Below are 24,746 nucleotides of genomic sequence, written 5' to 3'. Positions count from 1 at the left end.
AAAAGACTTGAATTTCTAAATTTAGGCGTTAGGATGGCAGCCTAATCTTACATGTAGAGGTGCAACTGCAATAAGTAGGGCTCTTGAGGGTGATTCCGAAGACGGAGTTTGAAAGGTGTTGTTGCCGAAGTTAAGAGATGAGATCAACCATCCTTAGCTGGTCATATAGCTGAATAAGCATGTGACTGTCATAGTACAATGGACTATGGAGAGCTACTAAAAGATATATTTGTTTATTCTTTAAGTAGATCTCCTTTTAAATTTATAGAGAGATCATGGTGTTAACTTCTTATTCAGATTCTATATACTCTTTGCTTCCCCCAGCAGTTGCCTTATTGATGGCAATATTGACGCGCCGGGTTCTACTATCTCTTGCCTGTGGAATTATTTTAGGCGCCGTGTTATTAACTCAGGGAAATGTCATTAACAGTGGCCAGTATATAGTAGGGATTGTAAGTGGGTTAGTCTGGAGCGATGGACACTTAAAAAGTAGTAATGTCAATATATTAGTGTTTTTATTGTTATTAGGTGCAATGACCGGCTTAATGCAAATAAATGGGTCGACTCATGCCTTTGCGACTTGGGCTCGGAAACGAATAAAAACACAAAAAGGTGCGTCGTTATTCACTGCTTTATTATGTTTTATCATTTTTATTGATGATTATTTTCACAGTTTGGCGGTAGGGAGTATTGCTCGCCCATTAACGGACCGAGCTCATGTTTCACGAGCTAAATTAGCTTACTTATTAGATTCAACAGCTGCTCCTATGTGTGTGATCATGCCAATATCGAGCTGGGGAGCTTATATAATTGCGCAAATTGGTGACATTTTGCAGCATCATGGGGTCGATAATATCACGCCATTAAATGCCTTCCTTAATATTATCCCATTAAATTTTTATGCAATATTTGCTCTTACTTGTGCATTTGCTGTGGCCTACTTCAATATAAATATTGGCAGTATGGCAAAGCATGAACAAAATGCTGACCAAGGTCAGTTATATGATTTAGCTAAGGGAGAACCTGCCGGAACATCCAGTGGGTTCGATGCCGTTATTGATGGGTCACCTTTGGGGTTAATTCTGCCATTAATTATATTGGCTCTTGCGACATTTGCTGCTTTTATCGTGACCGGATATCAGGGACTTGCTGTGGATACCCCCGTATCATTTTTGAATATTTTAAAACAGACGGATGTGCCAAGCTCATTAGTTATGGGTGGCTTAGGCGGTCTACTCACTTCAATTCTTTTTAGTTTATATCTTAAAGCACGATTTAGTATTGTCAGTCGAACTGTCGTAAAAGGTGCTTATTCGATGGCTGGCGCTATTTTAGTTTTGTTTTTTGCCTGGACGATTTCGCAAGTGATTCATCAAGTCAATACAGGAATTTATTTATCTAATATTGTTAAGTCAGTGCATATTGCTGGGGCTTGGCTTCCGGTGATTTTATTTATTATTGCTGGAGTTATGGCATTTGCGACAGGAACGAGTTGGGGAACGTTTGGTGTGATGTTACCGATTGCTGGTGACATTGCAGGGGCTGCGTATCCTGAGCTGATGTTGCCTGTTTTAGCTGCAGTTTTGGCAGGCTCTGTATTTGGCGATCATTGCTCACCCATATCGGATACCACCATCCTTTCTTCGACCGGGGCGGGGTGTCATCATATTGATCATGTGACGACTCAATTTCCATATGCATTTTTTACTGCGGCGATAGCGGCGATTGGATACGTGATTGTAGGGTGGACTTCTAATGTATTTATCGCGCTACTTTGTGGGTTGGTCTTGTTAGCCGCAGGTCTGGTATGGTTTAATCTGCGCTCCAACCACCAGAGCGTCTCGACTTTGGCACAGTATGATCAATAGATTAAACTAGTTGGCTTATCTCATTCTAAATTAAAGGATTGTCATGGCGTCTCTTCATTATAAATATGCCGCAATGAATTCGGGGAAATCGACACAGTTGATTCAGGCTCATTTTAATTATTTAGAGCGCGGTATGACGCCTTTGGCAATGATTCCTGCGATTGATGATCGAGCTGGGAAAGGAATCATTTCGGCACGTATAGGCCTGTCTTTAGCTGCCTACTCTTTTAATGCAGAAGAAGATTTATATGACTTAGTGTGTCATTGGCATGAAAAACTTGATGTTATTATTGTTGATGAAGCGCAGTTTTTAACAAAAGCCCAGGTGTATCAGCTTGCCCATATTGTGGATGAGCTGAAAATTCCGGTAATTGCCTATGGCCTTAAAACAGATTTTAAGTGTGAGCTGTTTGAAGGTGCATATTATCTATTGTGTCTGGCGGATAAATTTGAAGAACTCAAGACGATATGCTGGTGTGGTAATAAAGCACATTTTAATGCCCGTGTTGATGAATGTGGAAATATTTTGCGAGATGGGCAGCAAGTCGAGATAGGGGGAAATGAACGCTATATTTCTTTATGCCGTAAGCACTTTATGCAAGGACAAGCCGTTCCGCCCCGTGATATGCCAATAAAATAATAGTTATAGTTCGGTAGAGCTATTTCACTTCATCTATTTTCTGATAATCTTGTTGTCAAAATCACCAGCGTTTTAAAAGAGTATATTTGATGAATTGGCAATGTTCGTCTGCTTCCCCGCGTTTAGGGATCGCTTTAGGTAGTGGTGCTGCCAAAGGATGGGCTCATATTGGTGTTCTTGATGAATTGGTTAAGTTAGGGATTCAACCTCACTACATTGCTGGATGCTCTATTGGTGCATATGTGGGAGCCGCTTTTGCGAATGATCGTTTGGATGAACTCGGACAATGGGTGCAGACATTAACAAATTGGCAAGTGGTGAAATTGCTTGATCTAGGGATTCACCACGGGGGATTACTTCTAGGGAAAAAAGTGTTTGCCGTGACAGAGGCCTTGTTAGGCTCGCGTCGAATTGAATCCTCTCGATTGCCTTTTGCCGCTGTTGCAACCGAATTGTATACAGGCAAAGAAGTATGGTTAAAGCGCGGTAACATGCGTCGCGCCGTTCGTGCTTCTTGTGCAATGCCTGGCTTATTTTCTCCGATTCGTTGGCATGGACGTTGGTTGATTGATGGCGCTATTTCAAACCCTGTACCGGTGTCATTGTGTCGAGCGATGGGTGCCAGCCATGTGATTGCCGTCGATCTGCAAGCGAACCGCATTAGTCAAAATGCTATGGCCAATACACCTATCCTATTAGAAGATCGTCGGGTTCCTACGGAAGAGCTTGCGCGTCAGGAATCTTTATTTGCTCGAGCGATGGGCGTTGGTCAGGGGTATTTTCATTCGGTCGTCGATAGAATTGGTCGTCATAAAAAGCCAAAAGATCTGACTAAACCAAATATGATGGCAGTTATGTCGGGTGCGCTTGATATTCTTGAAGACAAATTAAAGCGTTCGCGTATGGCCGGGGATCCGCCAGAAGTTTTAATTACGCCCAAAGTTGCAGATATTGGATTAATGGAATTCTTTCGTGCTCAAGAGGCTATTGAAGCGGGGCGTCAGGCGGTACGTAAACAAGCCGAAGTGCTAGAGGTTTTTTGTACCAGAGGGTAATTTCTGTTTGATAGTTGTTGATTTAGATCAATATGTAATAGTGCTATCTGGATTGTTTTGCTGCATTTAATCCAGCAGAGCGTATAGTTAGAATCAGTTTGATTTTTGTAAATAAGAGAGGTGGTTTTATGAAATCTCAAGCAGATGAATGTTTAGCTTGTAGCTGTGTTGAGATCGGCAGTGTTATCGATGGTTCCGAATGCAGTACGCCTATTGATAAGACTTTTGATAGTCGGGATGAAGCTGAACAAGCTCTAGCGCTATTAACCACTAAAGTTCGTAAAGCTGAAAACGAACCCGCCCAAATTGATGTTGAAATTACAGCTAAGGGCGATCAGTTCCATCTTAATGGACAGGTTGTGTTTAGTTGTCAGGCTGAAAACTTAATTTTTCAAATGTCGCTGCGTTGATTCAATTTGAGTCAATGAGTTGGCTTATAAAAAGCCGAGGTCATTTGAATTGAACCCCAATAGTTGGATCCAACTATTGGGGTTTTTGTATCTAAAGACCGTGGTAAATAGAGAATGTTTTAGCAAAATGTTGTTTGAGTCATACTTGGGCCTTTAATCAAACAACGTTTAACGCTGGATAAATTCCTCTCAGCTACTGCCCTTGAGGTTCATTTATACGCATCCTGAACTTTGTTGCACCCTGCTTGCTTAACTGATTAAGCGGCGCAGGTTGAAGCGCGTTCAAAATGCGTTTAATTTGAACGAAATTCAGCCACTAAAGATCAACAGTCCCTAGTAGCTTTTATGAAAACCTATTAAAGACCTAGTTCGGGTTTAATCTGTTCAACCCATTGATTAATACGTTCTGGCGTTAAGTCAGCTTGATTATCTTGATCGATGACCAATCCGACAAACTCTTTGCTCTCATCATCGAGCGCCCCTGAACTGGTAAATTCATAACCAGCTGATGGCCAACTGCCGATCATGGTCGCGCCAGCATCAGCGAAAATGTCATAGAGCTCACCAAGCGCATCGACAAATTCATCTGCATACCCCATCTGATCGCCTAGACCAAACATTGCGATTTTTTTGCCGCTAAAATCGGCGTCATCCATATGTTGATCAACAAATTCTTGCCAGCTTTCAGTTTCAGCTTGAGCATCTAATCCTGGTAATTCGCCATCACCTAAAGTTGGCGTCCCCAGAATGAGTACATCATAACCCATTAAATCGTCTAAAGAGACGCGGTTGATATTGATAGGTTTAGCAACTTGTTCGTCATTGAGCGCTTTGTGGATCCATTTAGCTACTTTTCGTGTATTGCCGGTGTCAGTTCCGAAGAAAATGCCTACTTGGGTCATAATGTATTACTCCTTCACATTCTGTAAATTTGAAACAGTTTTGTTATTTAGAATTAATCTTCATCATCGTCGTCGTCATCTTCATCGTCGCTTACTACGCGTTCGATAGGACGATATATTTCTACTCGAGCACCATCTGTCACTGGTGTGTCCAGCGAACAAATTTTGCCGAAAATTCCTACTTTGCATTGCTCAAAATTTAGCTCTGGAAAGTCATTTAAAACATTTGAACGGACAATGGCTTCTTGCACATTGATTGGGTCAGTAACCTCTAGCGCAACCCATTTGCCTTTATTACCGGCTGCATGCGCGACTGAAATCTTCATGATGCCGACTCCATTGAGGTTCGACTAACCGCTTGTTTGCGCTTTGCCACTAGCTTATCAACCAATCGGTGACCAACAATCAGCAGCCCTAGGAAGAAGAAACCGCCACTTGGTAAAATCGCTGGCAAAAACCCTTTGTAGTGAGGCAGAACGGTGATTTCCATCCAAGTGAAATGTGCCCCTAAGAGTAAATTTGCATGACTAAATAGCGTGCCTTGACCGATAATTTCGCGGGCTCCACCAAGGAGCACTAGCGCGAAGGTGAAACCAATTCCCGTGGCAAAACCATCGACTAATGATGGAACGGGTGAGTTTTTCGACGCGTAACTTTCAGCACGACCGAAAATGGCACAGTTGGTAACAATCAATGGAATGAACAGACCCAGAATTTTATGCAGATCATGAACCCAAGCATTCATCGCTTGGTCAACTAATGTCACCAAAGCTGCGATAATAATGGTAAAGACGGGGATCCTTACTTGCGGGGTCACTAACCCTCGAATCATAGAGATACATAAGTTAGAGAGCATGATAACCACGAGCGTTGCCAGCCCCATGCCTAACCCATTGGTGGCTGAGCTTGTTACCGCAAGCGTCGGGCAAAGAGCTAATGCCTGTTTTAATACGACGTTATTAGGCCATAATCCTTCGTACACTTGGCCTAGATATTCTTTAATTGCCATCAGCTACCTCCTTATGGTGAATAAATACAGTGCTGTTATGACGGAACATTTCTAATGTCTGTCGAATCCCTTTCACAACGCCACGAGGTGTGATCGTTGCTCCAGTAAACGCTGAGAAATGCCCACCATCTTTGGTGACTAACCATTGTGATTCGGGCGGTTTTTTAAGTGATAATCCTGCAAATTGTAAAATCCAATTGCTTTTATCTGCTTCAATTTTGTCGCCAAGCCCAGGCGTTTCGTTGTGTGCTAAAACTCGCACACCAGTTAACACACCATTTGGTTTAATCCCTATCATCAACTTAATGGGACCAGAGTATCCTTGGGCGATACTGTTAAAGATAAATGCCGAAGGTGTGCCATTTTTGGTTGCTAGGAAATAATCCACTGTTTGACCATCGGCCAACGTTAACTTGATTTCATGTTTGCTTGGGTCATTGTCATAAAGTGATTGAGGCAGAACCTGTTGAATCTTGTTTAACTGGTCGTTGTGTTCCTGAATCTTAATGAGTGGGCCAATCCAACGATTAGAGAGCATGACTAACAGTGCTACGATCAATGCAAAGATGGCCAGAGTGAGAGCCTGAGTGTGGGCCGGTTTAATGGTCGTTGTATCGGTCATAATTTTCTCCGCGGGGTGTTGTGTCCATAGATAACTGGGCGGGTGTAATGCTCAATCAGCGGATTTATGCCGTTACATAACAAGATTGCGAACGCAACACCTTCAGGGTAATTGGCAAATTGGCGAATTAGCCAGACTAGTAATCCGAATGTTCCGCCATAAATCCATTGTCCCAAGCGTGATGAAGGTGCTGTTACCGGGTCTGTTACGATAAAAATTGCGGCAAAAACAAGTGCGCCCGATGTAAGTTGCTGCAATGGTGGGAGGGTGTGCGTAGGCGCAAATAGGTACATCAACGTTGCGGGGATCATACAGCCCAATAGGCTGGATATGACCAGTGGATATTCGATCACTCGCTTATAGAACAGATAAGCCCCGCCAATCACCAATGCCACAATGGATGTTTCCCCCATACTTCCGGCGGTATCCCCAAGCAGTAACTTAGTCAGTTTAACAATGTGATAGCCGGTTTCGTGGGCAAGTGGTGTGGCTGCAGTGATCGCATCAGCGCCCATCATATGCCAGCTATGTAACGATGGTTCAGGCCAATGGGTCATTTCGACTGGAAAAGCGATGAGCAGAACAACACGAGCGAACATTGCCGGGTTAAATAAATTCTGTCCTAACCCGCCATAGCATTGTTTGCCAAAAGCAATGCCCAGAGCACTGCCTAGAGCCCCCATCCAAACGGGCGCATGGGGTGGTAGACTCATTGCTAGAATAATTGCGGTTACGATAGCCGAGCCATCGCCTAAGCTACCTTGGCAGTTCGAATTGATTTTATGGCAGAGCCATTCTGTGACCACTGCTGCAATAACGCATCCTGCTGAGAGCATTAATGCGGGTGGGCCAAACAGGTAAATTGAAAATAACCAAGCTGGAGCGAGCGCATACAACACATAACGCATCATTTGCTCAATTCGCACCCCAAGGTGAGTAAATGGGGCTTGCAAGATCATATGGTTTCCTCCTGCGCAGGACTATTTCGCCGAGATTTACGTTTCGCTGCTTTAGCCGCCTTGGCTGCCTTTTTCGCTTCAGCTTCAGCTGCTAGACGCTGCTGATGGTCGGCTGCGCGCTGACGTGTTGTTTCAGATTTCGTAGTCATGTAACGCTGTTTTTTAAGTTCAAATTTGCCCCAGTTGAAACTGGCTGTTAGCGGCAGCGATGCCGGACAGACATAAGCACAAGCCCCACAAGATAAGCATTGTGAAAGGCCATGCGTTTTAGCTTCGTCGAATTGCTCATGCTGGACTAAAGGAAGTAAATGAAGGGGTTGTAATTGCATTGGACAAACTTGCGCGCAGCGACCGCAACGCAAGCAACTTGAGGGAACTGAAATATTACTTTCAGTTTCATCCAGCATTAATATTCCACAAGTGCCTTTGACAATTGGCTGATGGACACTGGTAATCATTCTGCCCATCATCGGACCCCCCATAATTTGTTGTGTTGGCGTCTGAACTAATCCTCCACATTGGCTGATCAAATGGGAAATAGGGGTTCCAATGGGGGCGAGAATATTTCGTGGCTGAGTGACTGCTCGGCCACTGATGGTGACGACTCGGTGGGTCATAGGACGGCCAATGCGAATCGCTTCAAAAACAGCAATGCAACTAGCAACATTATGGACAAGAACGCCATAGCTGGCTGAACGACGTCCTTCAGCTAGTTGGATCCCCGTCAGAGCTCGAATGAGCTGTTTCGATGAACCTAATGGATACAAGGCCGGAAGCGGATGAACATGAATATTCTCATCTTCACTGGTTGCCGATGTCATCGCATCAATTGCTTCGGGTTTATTTTTTTCAATGCCAATGATGGCTTGTTTAGCTTTGGTTATCTGCATTAGCAGACGAATTCCCCCGACGATCTGAGCCGATTGCTCGCGCATCACTCGGTCATCACAGGTCATGTAAGGTTCACATTCACTGCCATTAATCAGCAGTGAGTCGATGTCGTATTTGTCACATAATTCGAGCTTATCGTACAAAGGAAACATCGCTCCCCCCATGCCAACGATTCCGGCGTTTTTTATTAGCTCAAGCATCAGTGCTGGCTCATGGGGCGGTGTTTCTTTAATCGGCTGTGGCGGCGGTGGGATTTGAACTCTATCCGGTTTAATTTCAATTTGTTGTTCATCTACACCGACCACGCGACCATTTAAAGGCGCATGGACAGGGGCACTAAATCGACCATTTGCTGATGCTATTAATTGTCCTGCGGAAACTGCATCACCTTCGCGAACAATCGCCAATGCTTTGGCTCCTGGGTGCTGTTTCAGTTGTAGATACAATCTTGGTGGAAGCTCATTCAAACGCTCGATAGGCTGATTGCGAGTGAGTGATTTCCCATCATCTACCGGGTGAATTCCACCAGCAATATTTTTCGCAAAATTAAACATGATTTTCTTCCAATTGCAGCGAATGAAGGGAAGGTTTGGGCAGTGGGTTGATAAGATGAGGATCTTGATACAATGCAATGCCATCATGAGGACATATAGCGATACATTGTTCACACCCCGTGCATGCCTCAGACACGATGCCATGTAACTGTTTAGGTGCGCCAATAATGGCATCAAATGGGCACTGTTTTAGGCAACGTCCACAGCCATCGCATTTTTCAGTGTCAATCCCTGCGACCATCTCTACCGATTTATCACCATCAGTGCTCAGTGTGACCCCTAACTTTTCGGCAATTTGGTGATTAACCATTGAGGAGCAAAGAGGGCAACCGTTTGCTGGTAGTTCATTGGCAACCATTGCTTTGGCAGCTTCTGAACAGCCCGGAAAACCGCATTGACCACACTGTCCATTGGGCAGTAAGTCGGTGATTTCGGCTTCAAGTGGGTTTTTCGCAACATACCAACGAATCGCTGCAATCCCGAGAAGGTAGCCAACAATTGCAGCCAATAGTGGAAATGCAAGTAAATTTAGCATCGCAACTCTCCTTATTTGGCCATTCCTGCAAACCCGGTAAATGCCATTGCCAGTGTGCCTGCGGTGATAAATGCAATTGGATTTCCAGCAAAAATTTTCGGGACTTCACTTAACGATAAGCGCACGCGCAGACCGGCAAACATGACAATCACTAACGTAAAACCAACCGCGCTGGCAAAGCCATACATCACTGTTTGAATGAGTGTCAGTTGTTCCTGGACAATTAACAATGCAACCCCTAAAACTGCGCAGTTTGTGGTGATAAGCGGTAAGAAGATCCCCAACACACGGTGTAGTGCTGGACTTTGTTTGGCAATATATAGCTCAGTCAACTGAACCATCACGGCAATGACCATAATTAGGCTCAGCAGACGAAGATATCCCAGTCCGAGAGGCTCAAGAACGCCATATTCTAATAACCAAGTTGCGATTGAGCTCATGGTTAAAACGAAGGTCGTGGCTAGCCCCATACTAAAAGCAGAGTTGATATCGCGACTGACTCCCATAAATGGGCAGAGTCCTAGAAAGCGTGCAAAAATAACGTTATTCACCAATACATTTGCAACAAATAACAGCAGCAAGGTTTGCATGATTCATCTCATTTAGTGACCCCGAATGAATTCCATATTGCGAAACTTATGCCAATGATAAAGTGCACAGTAAAAGTGCAATTTTGGTTAAAATTGAATCAATATAGAGCAACTTTTAATCGATAAATCAGGTAGAAACGACCAAACACCTATATATAGTGTGGTTTTAGTAAGGGCGCGGTTTATGCATTAATTCGCTATGGCCGATGAGCGTTTCCGGCTAGCTCTAACAAATTGTCAGGTTTCGTACAGTGTCATTCAAGGAGGTCTTTATGGCAGATGTGATGCAACCAACCTATCGTTCGATAGATTGGGCTAAGCAATTTGGAGAACTGCTTAGCAGTGTGCCAGAAGGATTATTTTTGCAAGTGGTAGAGCAGGCCCCAATTGCGATTTCTATTACTGATTTAAACGCGAATATCTGTTATGCCAATCAGCGTTTTTCTCAGCTAACTGGTTATTCCTTAAAAGAGCTAAAGGGACAAAATCAGCGCATGTTGTCCTCTCATCAAACGCCCAAAGAGTGCTATCAAACACTGTGGAAGCAAATCACCTCTGGTAAAGTATGGAGCGGAAAGCTAGTCAATCGTACTCGCGGTGGAACTGATTATTTAGCTGAAATTACGATTGCTCCTGTTTTTGATTCCGAAGATGCAATCAGTCATTTTATTGGAATTCAAAGAGATATTAGCCAGTCTTATCAGCTTACTCAGGAGCTGAGTAATCAAAAAGCAGATTTTGAGTCAGTCCTCAATGCCACCGATAGTTTAACGGTTGTGTTTGATGAAAATGAAAAAGTTATTTTAGATAATTTAGCCTATAAAACCATGCGCACTGACTTAAGTGGGAGCGAACCACTGAGTTTTATTGCTCAGCAGATGCAACAACAGTTGCAGATGCCGCTTAGCGACTTACAGGCTTCGCACGAGCCAGTCACAATTGAATATTGGGTGCGTGGCGAAAAGAAATGGTTATCCCTCAGTTGCCAGCCATTAGCGCATGTCAATGAACAAGCCAGCCATTATTTTAGCCATGATACGAAGCGCTTGTATGTGTTAATTGCTCAGGATTGTACTGCCGATCATCAGCTTTTGGTGCAAAATCACTTAGAACAGCTACAAGGGCAGTTATCTGATAGCAAAATGTTAGCCGCTATTCGCGAGACACTGCAGACCGCTGCTTATCAGTTAAGCCAACCGATTAATTTGCTTTATGCGATGGTGCGATTAAATCATCCTTTTAGTGACAGATCGAGTGACCCTTCCAAAGCCTTGAATGAAATTCTAAGAAGTGCTGAGCAAGCGTTAACCACTATTCAAGGCAGTATGCCGCGCCTCAAGCCCGAAATGCCAGTTTGTTTTGACATGAATTCATTGATTGAAGACTTAACGCTGCTTGCCAATAGCCGCGCCCGCCGTTTGGGGGTCATGGTACAAATTGGTGGACGGATTGATACCCCATTATTTGCACCCAGAGTTCGGATTCTAAGTGCATTGGATCTAGTGGTCGAGCATGCCTTAGTTGCCGCCGTCAAAGGTGGCCACGATCAAGAAAACCATCAACCTATAGTGAATATTGCGTTTAGCACTGATGAAGGCCAGGTCAGTGTGCGTATTGATGATAATGGGCCGCTACTTTCCAAAGAGGCTTGTCACCGCATTATGCAGCCATTTTATAACCGGGAGTTGTTGCGCAATGAATTTGGTTTAGGGTTGTGTCTGGCAAGGGATGTGATTTTGGAAAACGGTGGAACGATGGATGTTGTTCCAGTCAACAACGGGGGAAGTCGAGTTATTTTGACGTTACCTGTTAAAAAAGAAAGGGAGGCTTTTGATGACCGTGAACTCGATAGGACATGAATTTTCTTCACGTCAGCAATTAATTGCGTTACAGCGTTTAAGTCTGGTTATGAGTAGAACGCTTAACTTAGAAGAGGCTCTTTCTCAAATGCTAGCATGCCTACAAGAACAAGTATCTATGCAGCTTGGAATGGTTGCTCTTTATAACCCTGATCAACAGGCGTTGATGTTGGAGAAACTGTATGGTGTGTCTGCTGAAGTGAGTAAAGATGTCTCGCAAATTCGCTACCGTTTAGGCGAAGGAATATTGGGGCAGGTGATGCGCCAAGGCGAGGCAGCGGTTGTCGTTAAACTCGAGAATGAACCGCGCTTTTTAGACCGACTTAATGTCTATGACTATCAGTTGCCGTTTATTTGTGTGCCAATTTTGGGCCCTGATGCCAAACCATTTGGTGTATTGGCTGCGCAGCCGATGGCGAATCGACCCGAAGAACTGTCGGCTAGAACGCGATTTTTAGAAGTTGTGGCGAATTTGGTTGGGCAAACCGTGCGCTTAGTTGGTCAGGCTAAATCGCAACACGAAGGGTTAATTGAAGAGCGTGATCAACTGCGCCGTAAAATTCGTTCTCAGTATGGTTTTGCCAATATGGTGGGCAAAACCCCCGCTATGCGGCAGGTCTTTTCGACAGTTCGACAAGTGGCTAAATGGGATACGACGGTGCTAATTCGTGGTGAAAGCGGCACAGGTAAAGAGCTGATTGCCAATGCGATTCACTATAATTCACCGCGCTCTAATCAGAGCTTTGTGCGCTTAAACTGTGCGGCATTACCGGAAAACTTATTAGAAAGTGAACTGTTCGGTCATGAAAAAGGAGCCTTTACTGGGGCGATGCGTCAGAGAAAAGGTCGTTTTGAACAGGCCGATGGGGGAACCATTTTTTTAGATGAAATCGGTGAGATCAGTCCGTTATTTCAAGCCAAGTTGTTGCGTGTTTTACAAGAGGGGGAGTTTGAGCGAGTGGGTGGCAATGAAACTCTTAAAGTGGATGTTCGAGTGGTGACGGCGACTAACAAAGATCTTGAGAAAAAAGTGCGCGACGGAGAGTTCCGAGAAGATTTGTATTATCGACTCAATGTGATGCCCATTGAACTGCCACCGCTTCGCGAGCGAATTGAAGATATTGATTCATTAGCCGAATTTTTATTGGATAAATTGAGTAAGAAACAGCACCGTAAATTGCATATCAGCGAAGGGGCCATAAGGCTGCTGATGGCACATACTTGGTCGGGAAATGTGCGAGAATTAGAGAACTGTTTAGAGCGAGCGGCGGTATTAAGTGAATCGGGTTTGATTGATCGCGATATGATCATTTTAGAAAAATCGCCGATGCAACCAAAGCCACAATCAAGTGCAAGCGTTGCAACCAATCCTATTTCGCATTACAGCAGTGCGGTTTCGCCGCAAGATGAAAATTTAGATGAACGTCAGCGAGTTATCGCAGCACTTGAAGCTAGTGGTTGGGTTCAAGCTAAAGCCGCGCGTATTCTGGGCATGACACCGCGCCAGATAGCTTATCGTATTCAGGTTATGGATATAAAAATGAGGCATCTGTAAGATCTGCGACAATGTTGGGATGATGCGCGACAAAAGTTATCTACAAAGCAAGCTGAAATGATAAAAATATAATAAAAACAGTAAATTATAAAAAATCCTGAGCGGCCTATGATTTGCAGTACTTAAAGATAGACAAAGATCAGTTTATGTTAAGGAGATATAATGGGGTCATGTTCAGGAAGCTGTCATCCCGAATCGGGACATCTGCCAACGTTGTCACGAGCAATGAGCGAGCGAGTTGCTAATCACCCATGTTATTCATCAACGACTAGCCACCGATTTGCCAGGATGCATCTGGCGGTGGCTCCTGCATGTAATATGCAGTGTCATTATTGTAACCGTAAATTTGATTGTTCGAATGAATCCCGTCCTGGGGTTGTTTCTGAATTATTGACACCTAAACAAGCGTTACATAAAGCACTACATGTTGCGGCGGCACTGCCCCAATTATCAGTCATTGGGATTGCAGGGCCTGGCGATCCACTGGCTAATCCACAAAAAACATTTCGCACGCTAGAGCTCATTAAACAGAATTTACCTGATATTCGTTTATGTCTATCTACAAATGGATTAGCTCTGCCTAAATATGTGGATAGGATTGCTGATTTGGGAGTGGATCATGTCACTATCACCATTAATACGCTGGATGCGCATGTTGCTGCCGATATTTATGAGTGGATGGCATACGAAGGACGCAGCTATAAAGGATTAACTGCCGGACAACTCTTGATTGACCAGCAGATGGAAGGGATGCGTAAACTAGTTGAAAAAGGCATCTTAGTTAAAGTCAACTCGGTGTTCATCCCTCGTTTAAACTCTCAGCATTTGCCTGAGCTAAGTCGAGAACTGCAACGCCAGAAAGTCTTTTTACATAATGTGATGCCGCTTTTGGCTAAGCCTGAATACGGCACCCATTTTGGTTTGAATCATGAGCCAGAGCCGACTACTGAACAGTTGACCGAAGTCCGTCAGCAATGTGGCCAGAGTATCGTCCAGATGACTCATTGTCAGCAATGCCGAGCAGATGCAATTGGCTTGTTAGGCGAAGATCGCAGTCAGCAATTTAATTTAGCCGATTTGTCAGACAAAGCTCCGGATTATCAGCAAGTGTTGGTTAATCGAACCAAAATTCAGGCTGATTTAGTCAGTGCAGGCGCGGCTGAGGATGAAGATGCTATGTTAGTTGCGGTAGCCAGCACAGAGCAAATTGCGATCGATCAGCACTTTGGTCATGCTCAATCCTTTTTGATCTATTCAGTGAGTTCTGAAGGCGTATATTTCGTTCAGCATCGCCGGGTTCCACAATATTGTACTGGTGATGAGCAGTGCGATGAATCATCTGATGTTCAAGCCGTCTTGCAAATTCTTGAAGATATTGATGCTGTTTTCTGTGCACGAATTGGGATGGCCCCATGGCGTAAGCTCGAAGCTCAACATACGACTCCTGTTGTCGATTACGCGTGGCAGCCGATCCATCAGGCTATTGCCCAATGGTGGCAACTAAATAAGCCTGAGTTACTCGCGCGTAGCGAGGTGAGCTAATGGTTGAAGTTGAAACAAAATTATTTTCTTGGTGTCAATTATTGTTAAAACGGCAGCGGCAGGGATTTGGTATTTTAGGCGAGCATCTGCAGCTGTCACCTCAAATGTACGCTCAGTTGCTGGGCTCTGGTGAAGCGACCCCGTTAAAAAATCCTGAACATGATAAGCTGAAAGCGCAATTGCTCGGTTTGCAAAAACAGCGCCGCGCGGATGAGTTTAGCGAATTGTATGAATGGTTAGCTCGTTTTCAAGTACATGAGCCTTGGGATATGGCAATGATCGTTGCCAGCGCTAGTTTGGGGTTTCACCATTTGTGGCAAGATTTAGGTTTGCCTGAGCGTCCAATGCTAACCCAATTGATGAATGATTGTTTTCCAGAGCTTGGGGCGCGAAACCATCCCGCGATGCGCTGGAAGAAGTTTTTTTATCGCCAACTTTGTTTAGGACAAGGAGCCTTGGTTTGTCGCTCTCCAACGTGTGAACAGTGTTCATCTTATTCGGAGTGTTTTGAATAATGCGCGCTGTTAAATTTAGCATCGATGAGTAAAGTTTGATTATCACCAGAGTCGAGATTCTCTATATACCCAGAGCACACAACAGTCGAACGATTGATTATTGTGTTGCAGGTGCTTTAATCCGTCAGTGATCGCGACCTTCCCCCTCTTTTATTGAGCAATCGCCAGTGTTTGCATGATCTCCTTGAGTTCTTCGAGACTATCCCTTTTTTGTCATCACATTCGCTTATTTTTCTATATTGCTATCTTCAGTTTGTTTTGTTGGTTTGTCGGCTCTACGACAATCGGGCTGATTTTGTGGGGGTTAGTACGGTGAGTTTTTTCTTTGAAACAAATAAAAGCAATAAAAATCATATAGATAATTGCATCGGCGAGGTTTGGTACAAACTGTGCACATCTATTGCTGTACTCATTGATTAAAGGAGAAACAACATGGCAATGCGTCAATGCGCCATTTATGGCAAAGGTGGGATTGGTAAATCAACAACGACTCAGAACTTGGTAGCAGCTTTAGCGGAAGCCAATCAAAAAGTGATGATTGTCGGTTGTGACCCTAAAGCGGATTCTACTCGCCTTATGCTTCACGCGAAAGCTCAGAACACCATTATGGAAATGGCCGCTGAAGCAGGTTCGGTTGAAGATCTTGAACTAGAGGATGTGCTAAAAGTTGGCTACGGCGGGGTGAAATGCGTTGAATCAGGTGGCCCAGAGCCAGGTGTTGGTTGTGCTGGTCGTGGGGTTATCACAGCGATTAACTTCCTCGAAGAAGAAGGCGCTTACGATGATGACTTAGACTTTGTTTTTTATGACGTACTAGGTGACGTTGTATGCGGCGGGTTCGCAATGCCTATTCGCGAAAACAAAGCGCAAGAAATCTACATCGTATGTTCTGGCGAAATGATGGCGATGTATGCGGCAAACAACATCTCGAAGGGGATTTGCAAATACGCAAAATCAGGAAGCGTTCGTCTGGCTGGTTTGATTTGTAACTCTCGTAATACTGACCGTGAAGATGAACTCATCATGGCTCTGGCTGAAAAATTAGGCACTCAGATGATCCACTTTGTCCCTCGTGACAACGTTGTTCAACGTGCTGAAATTCGTCGTATGACGGTTATCGAATACGACCCAACCGCTAACCAGGCCAATGAATATCGCACCTTAGCTAAAAAGGTCATCGCGAACACTAAATTTGCGATTCCAACTCCAATCACCATGGATGAACTTGAAGAATTGCTGATGGAATTTGGTGTGCTCAAAGAAGAAGACGAAAGCATCATCGGTAAAGCCGCAACCGTTGCTTAACCTTAGATAGGTCGGTGGCAAGCAGGAGTACCTCTTATGACAGACAGAACAGCTGAACAGAATCAGGCGCTCATTCAGGAAGTCCTTGAAGTTTATCCTGAAAAAGCGCGGAAAAATCGTGCCAAACACTTAACGACAAGTGATCCCAAAAGTGACGGCAAATGCGTCGTCTCAAACCGTAAATCAGTTCCTGGGGTAATGACCATTCGTGGTTGTGCTTATGCAGGTTCTAAAGGGGTGGTGTTTGGTCCTTTAAAAGATATTATCCATATTTCTCACGGTCCAGTCGGTTGCGGTATGTATTCAACCAATGGTCGTCGAAACTACTTAACTGGAGTTTCTGGGGTCGATAGTTTTTCTAACTTGAATTTCACTTCAGACTTCCAAGAACGCGATATTGTGTTTGGTGGCGATAAAAAACTGACCACTATTTTGGAAGAAGTAGACACTTTATTTCCTATGAATAAAGGCACCACTGTGCAGTCTGAATGCCCCGTTGGGTTGATTGGGGATGATATCGAAGCTGTCGCCAAAGCCAATAAAAAACGGAATGGTAAAACTTGTATTCCGGTTCGTTGTGAAGGCTTTCGCGGGGTTTCGCAATCATTGGGTCACCATATTGCCAACGATGCAATGCGTGACTGGGTTTTAAGTAACCGTGATGGTGATGATTCTTTTGAAACAACCGATTATGACGTTGCCATTATTGGCGACTATAACATCGGTGGTGATGCTTGGAGTTCACGTATCTTACTTGAACAGATGGGGCTGCGAGTTATTGCTCAGTGGTCTGGGGATGGCACATTATCAGAAATCGAAAATACGCCAAAAGCGAAATTAAATCTGGTTCACTGCTATCGTTCAATGAACTATATCGCTCGGCATATGGAAGAAAAATACAATATTCCTTGGATGGAATACAACCTCTTCGGCCCAACTAAAATTGCTGAATCTTTGCGCACAATTGCGGCATTCTTTGATGAAAATATTCAACAGAAAGCCGAAGCCGTTATCGAATTATATCGCGCTGAATATCAAGCAGTTATCGATAAATATCGTCCTCGTTTAGAAGGCAAAAAAGTCATGTTGTATGTCGGCGGGCTGCGCTCTCGTCACGTGATTGGTGCCTATGAAGACTTAGGGATGGAAATTGTCGGTGCTGGTTATGAATTTGCGCATGCGGATGACTATGACCGTACCGTCGGAATGCTCAAAGAAGCAACTCTGTTGTACGACGATATCACCAGTTATGAACTTGAACAGTTTGTTAAAAATGTGAAACCGGACTTAGTCGGTTCCGGGATCAAAGAAAAATACATATTCCAGAAAATGGGGATCCCTTTCCGACAAATGCACAGCTGGGATTATTCGGGGCCATATCACGGCTACGATGGCTTCGCTATCTTTGCCCGTGATATGGATATGACATTGAACAATCCATGCTGGTCATTGACGACTCCACCATGGTTGAAAAAAGATGTTAGCGAATCTGAGCCTGCTCACGAGGAACAAGTCGCTTAAGTTAAGGAGAAGATCATGGCGCAAACAATTGATGAAATAAAACCCGGATATCCTCTGTTTGAGCAAAGCGAATATCAGGATGTCTTTGCCCGTAAAAAGGCTGATTATGAAGAAGCTCCAACACCGGAAAAAGTGCGAGAAGTGTTTGAGTGGACGACCACTAAAGAATATGAAGACCTTAACTTTCAGCGTAAAGCTCTGACCATTAACCCGGCTAAAATGTGTCAACCGCTAGGCGCTGTTTTATGTTCGCTTAGTTTTAAAAATACATTGCCATATGTGCATGGTAGTCAGGGCTGTGTTGCCTATTTTCGGACCTACTTTAACCGGCATTTTAAAGAACCAATTGCTTGTGTCTCTGACTCAATGACAGAAGATGCTGCGGTATTTGGTGGCCATAAAAATATGAGCGATGGTTTACAGAACGCTTATGCGCTTTATAAACCAGAAATTATCGCAGTATCGACTACCTGTATGGCTGAAGTGATCGGGGATGACTTAAACGCGTATACGTTGAATGCGAAAAAAGATGGTTTTGTTCCTGAAGAACTGCCATTGCCATTTGCCCATACTCCTAGTTTTGCCGGTAGTCATGTTACGGGTTGGGATGGCATGTTTGAAGGGTTTTGTCGCTGTTTTACCGCTAATAGCATGGAGGGTAAAAAAGCAGGCAGTAATGGCAAAATCAATTTAGTGACCGGTTTTGATACTTATCTTGGTAACTATCGTGTTCTAAAACGAATGATGGATAACATGAATGTTGATTATTCATTGCTTGGCGATCCGTCTGAAGTTTTAGATACTCCTGCTGATGGTGAGTACCATATGTACGCTGGTGGTACGACCCAGGAAGAAATGAAAGATGCACCTAATGCTATAGATACGCTTCTTTTACAGCCCCATGAGCTCACTAAAACTCAGAAATATATCAAAACAAACTGGGATCAGCCTTTAACTAGTGTGCGCGTGCCAATTGGTTTAAGGGCAACGGATGAATTGCTGATGGCGATTAGTGAACTCACTGGCAACCCCATCGGTGAGAAACTGACCAAGGAACGGGGCCGTCTAGTCGATATGATGACTGACTCACACACTTGGTTGCACGGCAAACAGTTTGGTTTATATGGCGACCCTGATTTTGTAATGGGCTTGTCACGGTTTTTGATGGAACTGGGCGCTGAACCAACGGTAATTCTGTGTCATAACGCCAACAAACGTTGGAAAAAAGAGATGGATCAAATCCTCTCAGAATCACCATTCGGACAGAATAGTGAAGTGTTTGTCGGTAAAGACTTATGGCATTTCCGTTCATTGATGTTTACTCGCAAACCAGACTTCATGATCGGTAATTCATACGGCAAATTTATTCAGCGCGATACCTTAGCTAAAGGTAAAGAATTTGAAGTTCCACTGATTCGTCTTGGTTTCCCTCTGTTTGACCGTCACCATTTACATCGTCAAACCACTTGGGGATATGAAGGCGCCATGCAGATCCTAACTACTCTAGTGAATGCAGTACTTGAAAAACTAGATGAAGATACCATGGGAATGGGAACAACAGACTACGCGTTCGATTTAGTTCGTTAAGTTTAGTTCAAGAACAGGTGCTGATTTGGCACCTGTTTTTCGTTTTATTGATAAGGACGGCCTATGCCAAACGTGATACTTCGTGAACAAGCCGACGGTTTGTATTGTTATATCGCCAAACGTGACCTGGAAGCTAAGATTGTCGATATTGAATTTGACCAGCCAGATTGTTGGGGTGGCCGACTTGAGCTTGCAGATGGGCAAGCCTGGTATATGGCACCGCAGACGGCAATTCCTAAATTTCCATTTAAAGTGCGTTTGTCCCGTGCAAGCTAAATAGGGAGTTGTGTTATGTCTTCACCGGAACAAACCCAATTACTATTTCGCCGCTATCAATTGGCGGAAATTTTTCATATTCCGCTTCGGGATATTAATTTAAAAGCACTGTTAGATAGTGATTTCACAACCATTGCTGATGATCTGGGTATTAGTCTAAGTGAATTAGAGCAAGTGTTGGCTGAGCCGCTTGATGAGCGCTGGCAGTTACTTGAAAGACGAACTCCGTTACCCGCTAATACACTTCGTTGTGCTGTCGCAAGTATGGATGGCGAATGGATTAATGGCCATTTTAGTCGCTGTCCAATCATGTACGTTTATGATGTCAGTGAGTCAGGCACTTCGATTGTTGGTCTTCGTAAGATGCCAGAAGAAGCAGGTGAAATGGGTCATCAAGGGCGAGTGAACGCTATTAATGACTGTCAATTGCTCTTTGTTGCTGCCATTGGCGGGCCGGCTGCTGCTCGGGTGATTCGTGCTGATATCTATCCGATGAAAGTACGCAATGTAGAAGCAATTGAGCAAACCTTGGAGCGGCTTTGTGAACGGTTAAGTTCAGGTTCTTTACCGCCTTGGCTTAAAAAAGTAATGGGGCAGTCATGGCAGATGGAGGATTGGTCTGCATGAGATGACATTTTGTGTTGTTTGTTGCAAAGCTGACAGCTATCAATGCCCGTCTCACGCACTTGTAGGGTTAGAACAGTCTATGCATAGGTTAGTAATCAAAAGCAAATAATAGTAACGATGTTTTGTTTTAACGATGCAAGTTGCGTTGAGGAGGTTATATGAAGCAAGCGACGCTAAAAGTTCTCATGGATGAACCGTTATGTGAGCATAACAATAAGGGGAAAACTGGCTGTCAGCCCCCGAAACCCGGAGCAACTGCTGGTGGGTGTGCGTTTGATGGGGCGCAAATTGCATTATTACCTATTGCTGATGTCGCCCATCTAGTGCATGGCCCCATCGGTTGCGCGGGTAGCTCTTGGGATAACCGAGGCAGCTATTCAAGTATTCCTGGTCTGTTTCGTTTGGGGATGACCACGGATTTAAGTGAGCCCGATATCATTATGGGGCGAGGTGAAAGCAAGCTAGTTGCCGCCGTTGGGTATATCAAAAAACACTACCATCCTGAAGCTGTTTTTATCTATAACACCTGTGTTCCTGCAATGGAAGGTGATGATATAAATGCCTCGGCAAGGCTTGCCAGCGAACGGCATCAAATTCCAGTGATTGTGGTTGATGCGGCCGGTTTTTATGGGAGTAAAAATTTAGGCAACCGCATCGCTGGTGAAGTCATGGTCGATAAAGTGGTCGGTACCCGAGAACCAATCCCCGGGCCAGAAGGTGTGCATGACATTGCTCTTATCGGCGAATTTAATATTGCCGGAGAGTTTTGGTCGGTCCAAAAACTGTTTGATGAGTTAGGGATTCGCGTTCTCGCTTCGCTTTCTGGAGATGCTCGGTTTAAAGAAATTCAGACGATGCACCGCTCTGAGCTCAATATGGTGGTGTGTTCACGCTCCATGATGAATGTGGCGCGTAAGCTCCAAGACAGTTATCAAACTCCGTGGTTTGAGGGCAGTTTTTACGGATGTCGCGCTATTGCGCAGGCGCTTCGCACCATTGGTGAAAAAATTGCTGACCCGGATTTAATTGAGCGTACTGAAGCATTGATTGAGCGCCAAGAACAAGCTATTGCGGCACCGCTGGCAGAATATCGCCGCAAACTACAAGGCAAACGGGTATTACTTTATACCGGTGGCGTGAAATCGTGGTCGGTAGTTTCAGCTTTGCAGGATTTAGGCTTAGATGTAGTTGCAACCAGCACACGCAAATCAACCGAAGCCGATAAAGCCCGCATTCGGGAATTAATGGGTGATGATGCGTTAATGTTGGATGATTCTAATCCGCGCCATTTGTTGGACATCTGCTATCACTATCAAGCTGATGTGATGGTAGCTGGTGGTCGTAACCGTTATACCGCACTCAAAGCACGGTTGCCATTTCTAGATATTAACCAAGAACGTGAACATCCTTATGCAGGCTATGAAGGGTTGCTTGAGCTAGGTCGTCAGCTCTGCTTAACGCTAACTAGCCCTATCTGGCCACAAGTGCGAAATCGGGCAAGTTGGCAGAATCCGCAAGGGGGGGTGATGCATGGCTGAGGTTATAAAAATCCGCAAACCGCTAAGCATATCTCCGCTTAAAACCGGGCAAGTATTGGGCGCGACGATTGCTGCTTTAGGACTCGCCGATAGCATGGCATTAATGCATGCCGCACAGGGGTGTAGTTCATTTGCCAAAGCTTTTTTTGTCCGCCATTTTCAAGAACCAGTTGCCTTGCAGTCTACCGCCATGGATCCAATTTCGACGATTATGGGCTCAGATGGCAATGTCAAAAAGGCATTGGATCATTTGGCTAAAAATAGTGCTTTGCACTTAGTCGTGGTGATGAGCAATGGCTTAAGTGAAGCGCAAGGTGCTGATTTAAAACGGGCGATACGTGAATTTCGAGTCGAATATCCACAGCATGAAAAACTCACCGTTTTAACGGTTAACACGCCTGATTTTTATGGATCTTTAGAAAATGGATATGCCGCAGTCATTGATGCGGTGGTCAATCAATTAGTCGAAGAAAAACGCTCCGCTCAGACCCGCAAAAAGCGGATCAACGTGTTGTTGGGCCATAGTTTTACGGCTGGTGATGTCGAAGCTGTGCAGCGCTTGTTTGAAGCATTTGGGCTCAAACCAACGCTATTGCCCGACATCAGTGAGTCGTTAGATGGTCATTTAGGTGAGCAAGATTACTCAGCAGTTTCATTAGGTGGAACAGGTTTGAGTGATATTCAGCGAATGGGGGAGAGCATCGCCACGGTCGCACTTGGTTACAGTTGCCACAGCGGCGCTAAATTGCTGGCTCAAAAAACAGGAGTACCCAGCTACTACTTTGACCATTTGGGCAACATTGAACAGTGTGACCGTTTAATTGAATTGTTGATTGAGTTAACCGGACGGCAGGTTCCAGATTATATAAATCGCCAGCGTCGCCAACTGCAAGATGCCATGCTCGATTGCCATAATGAGCTCAATGGTGTTCGGATTGCATTGGCTGGTGAGCCTGAATTACTCGGGTATTGGTTGGCTATTGCCCGGCAAGTTGGTTTGGATGAGCAGGTTGTTGTTGCGCCTGCTCAACAGAGTCAACTGATAGAAATGCCGACAGAACAGATACTGCTAGGTGATTTTAGTGATTTGCGCGAGCAGCTTAAGGTCACACCAGCGGAGGTTTTAATCGCTAATTCACATGGCCAGATGCTAGCACAAGAGCTGGGCATGTCGCATATTTTAAGTGGTTTCCCGATTTTTGATTATTTTGGGGGCTTTCGCCAGCACCGTCAGCTTTATGCTGGTATCCGGGATACGTTGTTTGAACTGGGGAACATCGTTCATCAGCGTCATGAACACCGTGATATTTATCATAGCCCGCTTAAACAACATTGGCCGGAAGCGGCCAGCCAGAGAGCTTAGGGGGTAAACGATGGAAAGCGCAAAAGTTTGCCGACAATTGCAGTTAGCCAATGCGTCGGACAATTTTTTTTCAGTAGCCTTTGCCAGCAGTGATCAGCATCAGGTCGATCAGCATTTCGCCAGTGCGTCACGATTTGCTGTGTATGGTATTGGTGAAAAACAACTGCAGTTAATGAAAATCATTGAAATGAGTGAGCTTCCGTCAGGACATCGCCAGGACAATATTGAAATGCGTTTGGATTTATTAGGCGAATGTCTGGCAGTTTATGTTGTTGCTGTTGGTGATGCGGTCGTTCGTCAATTATGGGAGCGAGGCATCAGACCGGTACGTGTTGCCCAAGGTAGCTCAATATTGGCTTTGTTAGGTGAACTGCAGCGTGAATTAACTCGTCAAAGTAGTCCACTTCGTCGGCAGATGAGCAACCGGCAGACACCAACTGATGAAAATTGGCAAGAGTACTAAGATGACTATGAAGGAGAATAAATATGGTAACGGCAGTAACAGCTGACGGAAGCCCTTGGGAGCCGCAGTTTATTCGGGCTGTTGACAGTAGCGAGTGCATCGGTTGTGGGCGTTGCTACAAAGTTTGTGGGCGTGATGTGTTCGAATTAATCGAGAATGAAGATGATGATGGCGATGATGATTACTCTGATGATGTCCGAATGGTCATGACTGTGAGTCATGCTGGTGACTGTATTGGTTGTGGTGCTTGTGAACGAGTTTGTCCCAGAAATTGCCATCAGCATTAAATGTAAATAACCCAAAAGTGGTGTTCGTGTCGTAGATTTGGGCCATATTTTCATGGCCTTTTTTGTTTGTTTTTCTTTTTATCTCTTTGTCTAGGGCGTGTTGATCTTTGCTGTACATATTTTATTCAGCAATACATCGGTAGCCACATTATCGTAAATGCCAGTGATACCATACTGACGTAATTCCTTGCTAACTTGTCATATCTCGTTGATATAGAACGAAAGTGCTTAATCCTTGCGAAAGCATTCTCAACCAGATGTCGATACTTATAG

General features: G+C 44.5%; 26 protein-coding genes and 1 riboswitch. Of the genes, 17 read left to right on the top strand and 9 right to left on the bottom strand.

The window, feature by feature from the left end; all coding sequences use genetic code 11:
• Positions 1 to 46 precede the first annotated feature (46 nt).
• A riboswitch (Lysine riboswitch) is annotated at positions 47 to 224 on the top strand.
• A gap of 51 nt (positions 225 to 275) precedes the next feature.
• From EV690_RS03150 to EV690_RS03135, 4 genes are all read left to right on the top strand, one after another.
• Positions 276 to 1,868, top strand: coding sequence for a Na+/H+ antiporter NhaC family protein (locus EV690_RS03150; protein WP_131911492.1), 1,593 nt, complete (start codon positions 276 to 278; stop codon positions 1,866 to 1,868).
• Positions 1,869 to 1,911: 43 nt separating this feature from the next.
• Complete coding sequence (locus EV690_RS03145) at positions 1,912 to 2,508, top strand: thymidine kinase (protein WP_131911491.1); 597 nt, start codon at positions 1,912 to 1,914, stop codon at positions 2,506 to 2,508.
• A gap of 89 nt (positions 2,509 to 2,597) precedes the next feature.
• Positions 2,598 to 3,563 (top strand): patatin-like phospholipase RssA, encoded by a 966-nt coding sequence (gene rssA / locus EV690_RS03140; RefSeq protein ID WP_131911490.1) that lies wholly within the window; start codon positions 2,598 to 2,600, stop codon positions 3,561 to 3,563.
• Positions 3,564 to 3,691: 128 nt separating this feature from the next.
• Positions 3,692 to 3,973, top strand: coding sequence for a YfcZ/YiiS family protein (locus EV690_RS03135; protein WP_131911489.1), 282 nt, complete (start codon positions 3,692 to 3,694; stop codon positions 3,971 to 3,973).
• A gap of 356 nt (positions 3,974 to 4,329) precedes the next feature.
• Here EV690_RS03135 and EV690_RS03130 read toward each other — a convergent pair whose 3' ends face one another.
• From EV690_RS03130 to rsxA, 8 genes are read right to left on the bottom strand one after another with little or no spacing between them, the layout of a single operon-like run.
• Positions 4,330 to 4,875, bottom strand: a complete 546-nt coding sequence (locus tag EV690_RS03130) for a flavodoxin (RefSeq protein ID WP_131911488.1) — start codon at positions 4,873 to 4,875, stop codon at positions 4,330 to 4,332.
• Between the two features lie 53 nt (positions 4,876 to 4,928).
• Entirely contained in the window at positions 4,929 to 5,201 is a 273-nt protein-coding gene (locus tag EV690_RS03125) for an RnfH family protein (protein ID WP_131911487.1), read from the bottom strand.
• A complete protein-coding gene (locus tag EV690_RS03120; protein WP_131911486.1) occupies positions 5,198 to 5,884 on the bottom strand; it encodes an electron transport complex subunit E in 687 nt (228 codons plus the stop codon). Before EV690_RS03120 ends, EV690_RS03125 begins: the two co-directional genes overlap by 4 nt.
• Positions 5,874 to 6,506, bottom strand: coding sequence for an electron transport complex subunit RsxG (gene rsxG, locus EV690_RS03115; protein WP_131911485.1), 633 nt, complete (start codon positions 6,504 to 6,506; stop codon positions 5,874 to 5,876). Before rsxG ends, EV690_RS03120 begins: the two co-directional genes overlap by 11 nt.
• The gene (locus tag EV690_RS03110) at positions 6,503 to 7,465 is read right to left on the bottom strand and encodes an RnfABCDGE type electron transport complex subunit D (RefSeq protein ID WP_131911484.1); all 963 of its coding nucleotides are present in this window, start codon (positions 7,463 to 7,465) and stop codon (positions 6,503 to 6,505) included. The genes rsxG and EV690_RS03110 overlap by 4 nt, the downstream gene beginning before the upstream one ends.
• Positions 7,462 to 8,910 carry an electron transport complex subunit RsxC gene (gene rsxC, locus EV690_RS03105; RefSeq protein WP_131911483.1) on the bottom strand — a complete coding sequence of 483 codons (1,449 nt, stop codon included), beginning with the start codon at positions 8,908 to 8,910 and terminating at the stop codon, positions 7,462 to 7,464. Before rsxC ends, EV690_RS03110 begins: the two co-directional genes overlap by 4 nt.
• Positions 8,903 to 9,445: an RnfABCDGE type electron transport complex subunit B gene (locus tag EV690_RS03100; protein ID WP_131911482.1), complete on the bottom strand. Its 543-nt coding sequence runs from the start codon at positions 9,443 to 9,445 to the stop codon at positions 8,903 to 8,905. The genes rsxC and EV690_RS03100 overlap by 8 nt, the downstream gene beginning before the upstream one ends.
• Before the next feature lie 11 nt (positions 9,446 to 9,456).
• Positions 9,457 to 10,035 carry an electron transport complex subunit RsxA gene (rsxA, locus tag EV690_RS03095; protein ID WP_131911481.1) on the bottom strand — a complete coding sequence of 193 codons (579 nt, stop codon included), beginning with the start codon at positions 10,033 to 10,035 and terminating at the stop codon, positions 9,457 to 9,459.
• 272 nt (positions 10,036 to 10,307) lie between these two features.
• Between rsxA and nifL the strand changes: the two genes are divergently transcribed.
• The 13 genes from nifL to fdxB all read left to right on the top strand — a co-directional run bounded on the left by nifL (position 10,308) and on the right by fdxB (position 24,473).
• Positions 10,308 to 11,894 carry a nitrogen fixation negative regulator NifL gene (gene nifL / locus EV690_RS03090; RefSeq protein WP_131911480.1) on the top strand — a complete coding sequence of 529 codons (1,587 nt, stop codon included), beginning with the start codon at positions 10,308 to 10,310 and terminating at the stop codon, positions 11,892 to 11,894.
• On the top strand, positions 11,869 to 13,449 hold the full coding sequence (nifA, locus tag EV690_RS03085; RefSeq protein WP_131911479.1) for a nif-specific transcriptional activator NifA: 1,581 nt from the start codon (positions 11,869 to 11,871) through the stop codon (positions 13,447 to 13,449). Before nifL ends, nifA begins: the two co-directional genes overlap by 26 nt.
• A gap of 162 nt (positions 13,450 to 13,611) precedes the next feature.
• A complete protein-coding gene (gene nifB, locus EV690_RS03080; RefSeq protein WP_131911478.1) occupies positions 13,612 to 14,991 on the top strand; it encodes a nitrogenase cofactor biosynthesis protein NifB in 1,380 nt (459 codons plus the stop codon).
• Positions 14,991 to 15,506: a nitrogen fixation protein NifQ gene (locus EV690_RS03075; RefSeq protein ID WP_131911477.1), complete on the top strand. Its 516-nt coding sequence runs from the start codon at positions 14,991 to 14,993 to the stop codon at positions 15,504 to 15,506. The genes nifB and EV690_RS03075 overlap by 1 nt, the downstream gene beginning before the upstream one ends.
• Before the next feature lie 432 nt (positions 15,507 to 15,938).
• The gene (gene nifH / locus EV690_RS03070) at positions 15,939 to 16,811 is read left to right on the top strand and encodes a nitrogenase iron protein (protein WP_131911476.1); all 873 of its coding nucleotides are present in this window, start codon (positions 15,939 to 15,941) and stop codon (positions 16,809 to 16,811) included.
• Positions 16,812 to 16,847: 36 nt separating this feature from the next.
• Positions 16,848 to 18,332 carry a nitrogenase molybdenum-iron protein alpha chain gene (gene nifD / locus EV690_RS03065; RefSeq protein WP_131911475.1) on the top strand — a complete coding sequence of 495 codons (1,485 nt, stop codon included), beginning with the start codon at positions 16,848 to 16,850 and terminating at the stop codon, positions 18,330 to 18,332.
• Positions 18,333 to 18,347: 15 nt separating this feature from the next.
• Entirely contained in the window at positions 18,348 to 19,919 is a 1,572-nt protein-coding gene (gene nifK, locus EV690_RS03060; RefSeq protein WP_131911474.1) for a nitrogenase molybdenum-iron protein subunit beta, read from the top strand.
• 63 nt (positions 19,920 to 19,982) lie between these two features.
• On the top strand, positions 19,983 to 20,195 hold the full coding sequence (gene nifT, locus EV690_RS03055; protein WP_131911473.1) for a putative nitrogen fixation protein NifT: 213 nt from the start codon (positions 19,983 to 19,985) through the stop codon (positions 20,193 to 20,195).
• A gap of 15 nt (positions 20,196 to 20,210) precedes the next feature.
• Positions 20,211 to 20,822 (top strand): NifB/NifX family molybdenum-iron cluster-binding protein, encoded by a 612-nt coding sequence (locus EV690_RS03050; protein ID WP_131911472.1) that lies wholly within the window; start codon positions 20,211 to 20,213, stop codon positions 20,820 to 20,822.
• A gap of 158 nt (positions 20,823 to 20,980) precedes the next feature.
• A complete protein-coding gene (gene nifE / locus EV690_RS03045) occupies positions 20,981 to 22,360 on the top strand; it encodes a nitrogenase iron-molybdenum cofactor biosynthesis protein NifE (RefSeq protein ID WP_131911471.1) in 1,380 nt (459 codons plus the stop codon).
• On the top strand, positions 22,353 to 23,723 hold the full coding sequence (nifN, locus tag EV690_RS03040; protein WP_131911470.1) for a nitrogenase iron-molybdenum cofactor biosynthesis protein NifN: 1,371 nt from the start codon (positions 22,353 to 22,355) through the stop codon (positions 23,721 to 23,723). The genes nifE and nifN overlap by 8 nt, the downstream gene beginning before the upstream one ends.
• 10 nt (positions 23,724 to 23,733) lie before the next feature.
• Positions 23,734 to 24,186 (top strand): NifB/NifX family molybdenum-iron cluster-binding protein, encoded by a 453-nt coding sequence (locus tag EV690_RS03035; RefSeq protein WP_131911469.1) that lies wholly within the window; start codon positions 23,734 to 23,736, stop codon positions 24,184 to 24,186.
• Between the two features lie 23 nt (positions 24,187 to 24,209).
• Complete coding sequence (gene fdxB / locus EV690_RS03030; protein ID WP_131911468.1) at positions 24,210 to 24,473, top strand: ferredoxin III, nif-specific; 264 nt, start codon at positions 24,210 to 24,212, stop codon at positions 24,471 to 24,473.
• 125 nt (positions 24,474 to 24,598) lie between these two features.
• Here the strand turns inward: fdxB and EV690_RS03025 are convergent.
• Positions 24,599 to 24,746: transposase (locus tag EV690_RS03025; RefSeq protein WP_165872641.1), on the bottom strand; the 148-nt coding region annotated here is incomplete at its 5' end.

The sequence above is a fragment of the Celerinatantimonas diazotrophica genome, from assembly GCF_004339545.1.
Classification (GTDB): Bacteria; Pseudomonadota; Gammaproteobacteria; order Enterobacterales; family Celerinatantimonadaceae; genus Celerinatantimonas; species Celerinatantimonas diazotrophica.
This window is presented reverse-complemented; position numbering and strand designations above follow the sequence as displayed.

What these genes read in the sequence shown, in the direction of transcription:
- EV690_RS03150 (WP_131911492.1), top strand. Translation starts at nt 276, where the DNA reads ATGGTGTTAACTTCTTATTCAGATTCTATATACTCTTTGCTTCCCCCA.
- EV690_RS03145 (WP_131911491.1), top strand. Translation starts at nt 1,912, where the DNA reads ATGGCGTCTCTTCATTATAAATATGCCGCAATGAATTCGGGGAAATCG.
- rssA (WP_131911490.1), top strand. Translation starts at nt 2,598, where the DNA reads ATGAATTGGCAATGTTCGTCTGCTTCCCCGCGTTTAGGGATCGCTTTA.
- EV690_RS03135 (WP_131911489.1), top strand. Translation starts at nt 3,692, where the DNA reads ATGAAATCTCAAGCAGATGAATGTTTAGCTTGTAGCTGTGTTGAGATC.
- EV690_RS03130 (WP_131911488.1), bottom strand. Translation starts at nt 4,875, where the DNA reads ATGACCCAAGTAGGCATTTTCTTCGGAACTGACACCGGCAATACACGA.
- EV690_RS03125 (WP_131911487.1), bottom strand. Translation starts at nt 5,201, where the DNA reads ATGAAGATTTCAGTCGCGCATGCAGCCGGTAATAAAGGCAAATGGGTT.
- EV690_RS03120 (WP_131911486.1), bottom strand. Translation starts at nt 5,884, where the DNA reads ATGGCAATTAAAGAATATCTAGGCCAAGTGTACGAAGGATTATGGCCT.
- rsxG (WP_131911485.1), bottom strand. Translation starts at nt 6,506, where the DNA reads ATGACCGATACAACGACCATTAAACCGGCCCACACTCAGGCTCTCACT.
- EV690_RS03110 (WP_131911484.1), bottom strand. Translation starts at nt 7,465, where the DNA reads ATGATCTTGCAAGCCCCATTTACTCACCTTGGGGTGCGAATTGAGCAA.
- rsxC (WP_131911483.1), bottom strand. Translation starts at nt 8,910, where the DNA reads ATGTTTAATTTTGCGAAAAATATTGCTGGTGGAATTCACCCGGTAGAT.
- EV690_RS03100 (WP_131911482.1), bottom strand. Translation starts at nt 9,445, where the DNA reads ATGCTAAATTTACTTGCATTTCCACTATTGGCTGCAATTGTTGGCTAC.
- rsxA (WP_131911481.1), bottom strand. Translation starts at nt 10,035, where the DNA reads ATGCAAACCTTGCTGCTGTTATTTGTTGCAAATGTATTGGTGAATAAC.
- nifL (WP_131911480.1), top strand. Translation starts at nt 10,308, where the DNA reads ATGGCAGATGTGATGCAACCAACCTATCGTTCGATAGATTGGGCTAAG.
- nifA (WP_131911479.1), top strand. Translation starts at nt 11,869, where the DNA reads ATGACCGTGAACTCGATAGGACATGAATTTTCTTCACGTCAGCAATTA.
- nifB (WP_131911478.1), top strand. Translation starts at nt 13,612, where the DNA reads ATGGGGTCATGTTCAGGAAGCTGTCATCCCGAATCGGGACATCTGCCA.
- EV690_RS03075 (WP_131911477.1), top strand. Translation starts at nt 14,991, where the DNA reads ATGGTTGAAGTTGAAACAAAATTATTTTCTTGGTGTCAATTATTGTTA.
- nifH (WP_131911476.1), top strand. Translation starts at nt 15,939, where the DNA reads ATGGCAATGCGTCAATGCGCCATTTATGGCAAAGGTGGGATTGGTAAA.
- nifD (WP_131911475.1), top strand. Translation starts at nt 16,848, where the DNA reads ATGACAGACAGAACAGCTGAACAGAATCAGGCGCTCATTCAGGAAGTC.
- nifK (WP_131911474.1), top strand. Translation starts at nt 18,348, where the DNA reads ATGGCGCAAACAATTGATGAAATAAAACCCGGATATCCTCTGTTTGAG.
- nifT (WP_131911473.1), top strand. Translation starts at nt 19,983, where the DNA reads ATGCCAAACGTGATACTTCGTGAACAAGCCGACGGTTTGTATTGTTAT.
- EV690_RS03050 (WP_131911472.1), top strand. Translation starts at nt 20,211, where the DNA reads ATGTCTTCACCGGAACAAACCCAATTACTATTTCGCCGCTATCAATTG.
- nifE (WP_131911471.1), top strand. Translation starts at nt 20,981, where the DNA reads ATGAAGCAAGCGACGCTAAAAGTTCTCATGGATGAACCGTTATGTGAG.
- nifN (WP_131911470.1), top strand. Translation starts at nt 22,353, where the DNA reads ATGGCTGAGGTTATAAAAATCCGCAAACCGCTAAGCATATCTCCGCTT.
- EV690_RS03035 (WP_131911469.1), top strand. Translation starts at nt 23,734, where the DNA reads ATGGAAAGCGCAAAAGTTTGCCGACAATTGCAGTTAGCCAATGCGTCG.
- fdxB (WP_131911468.1), top strand. Translation starts at nt 24,210, where the DNA reads ATGGTAACGGCAGTAACAGCTGACGGAAGCCCTTGGGAGCCGCAGTTT.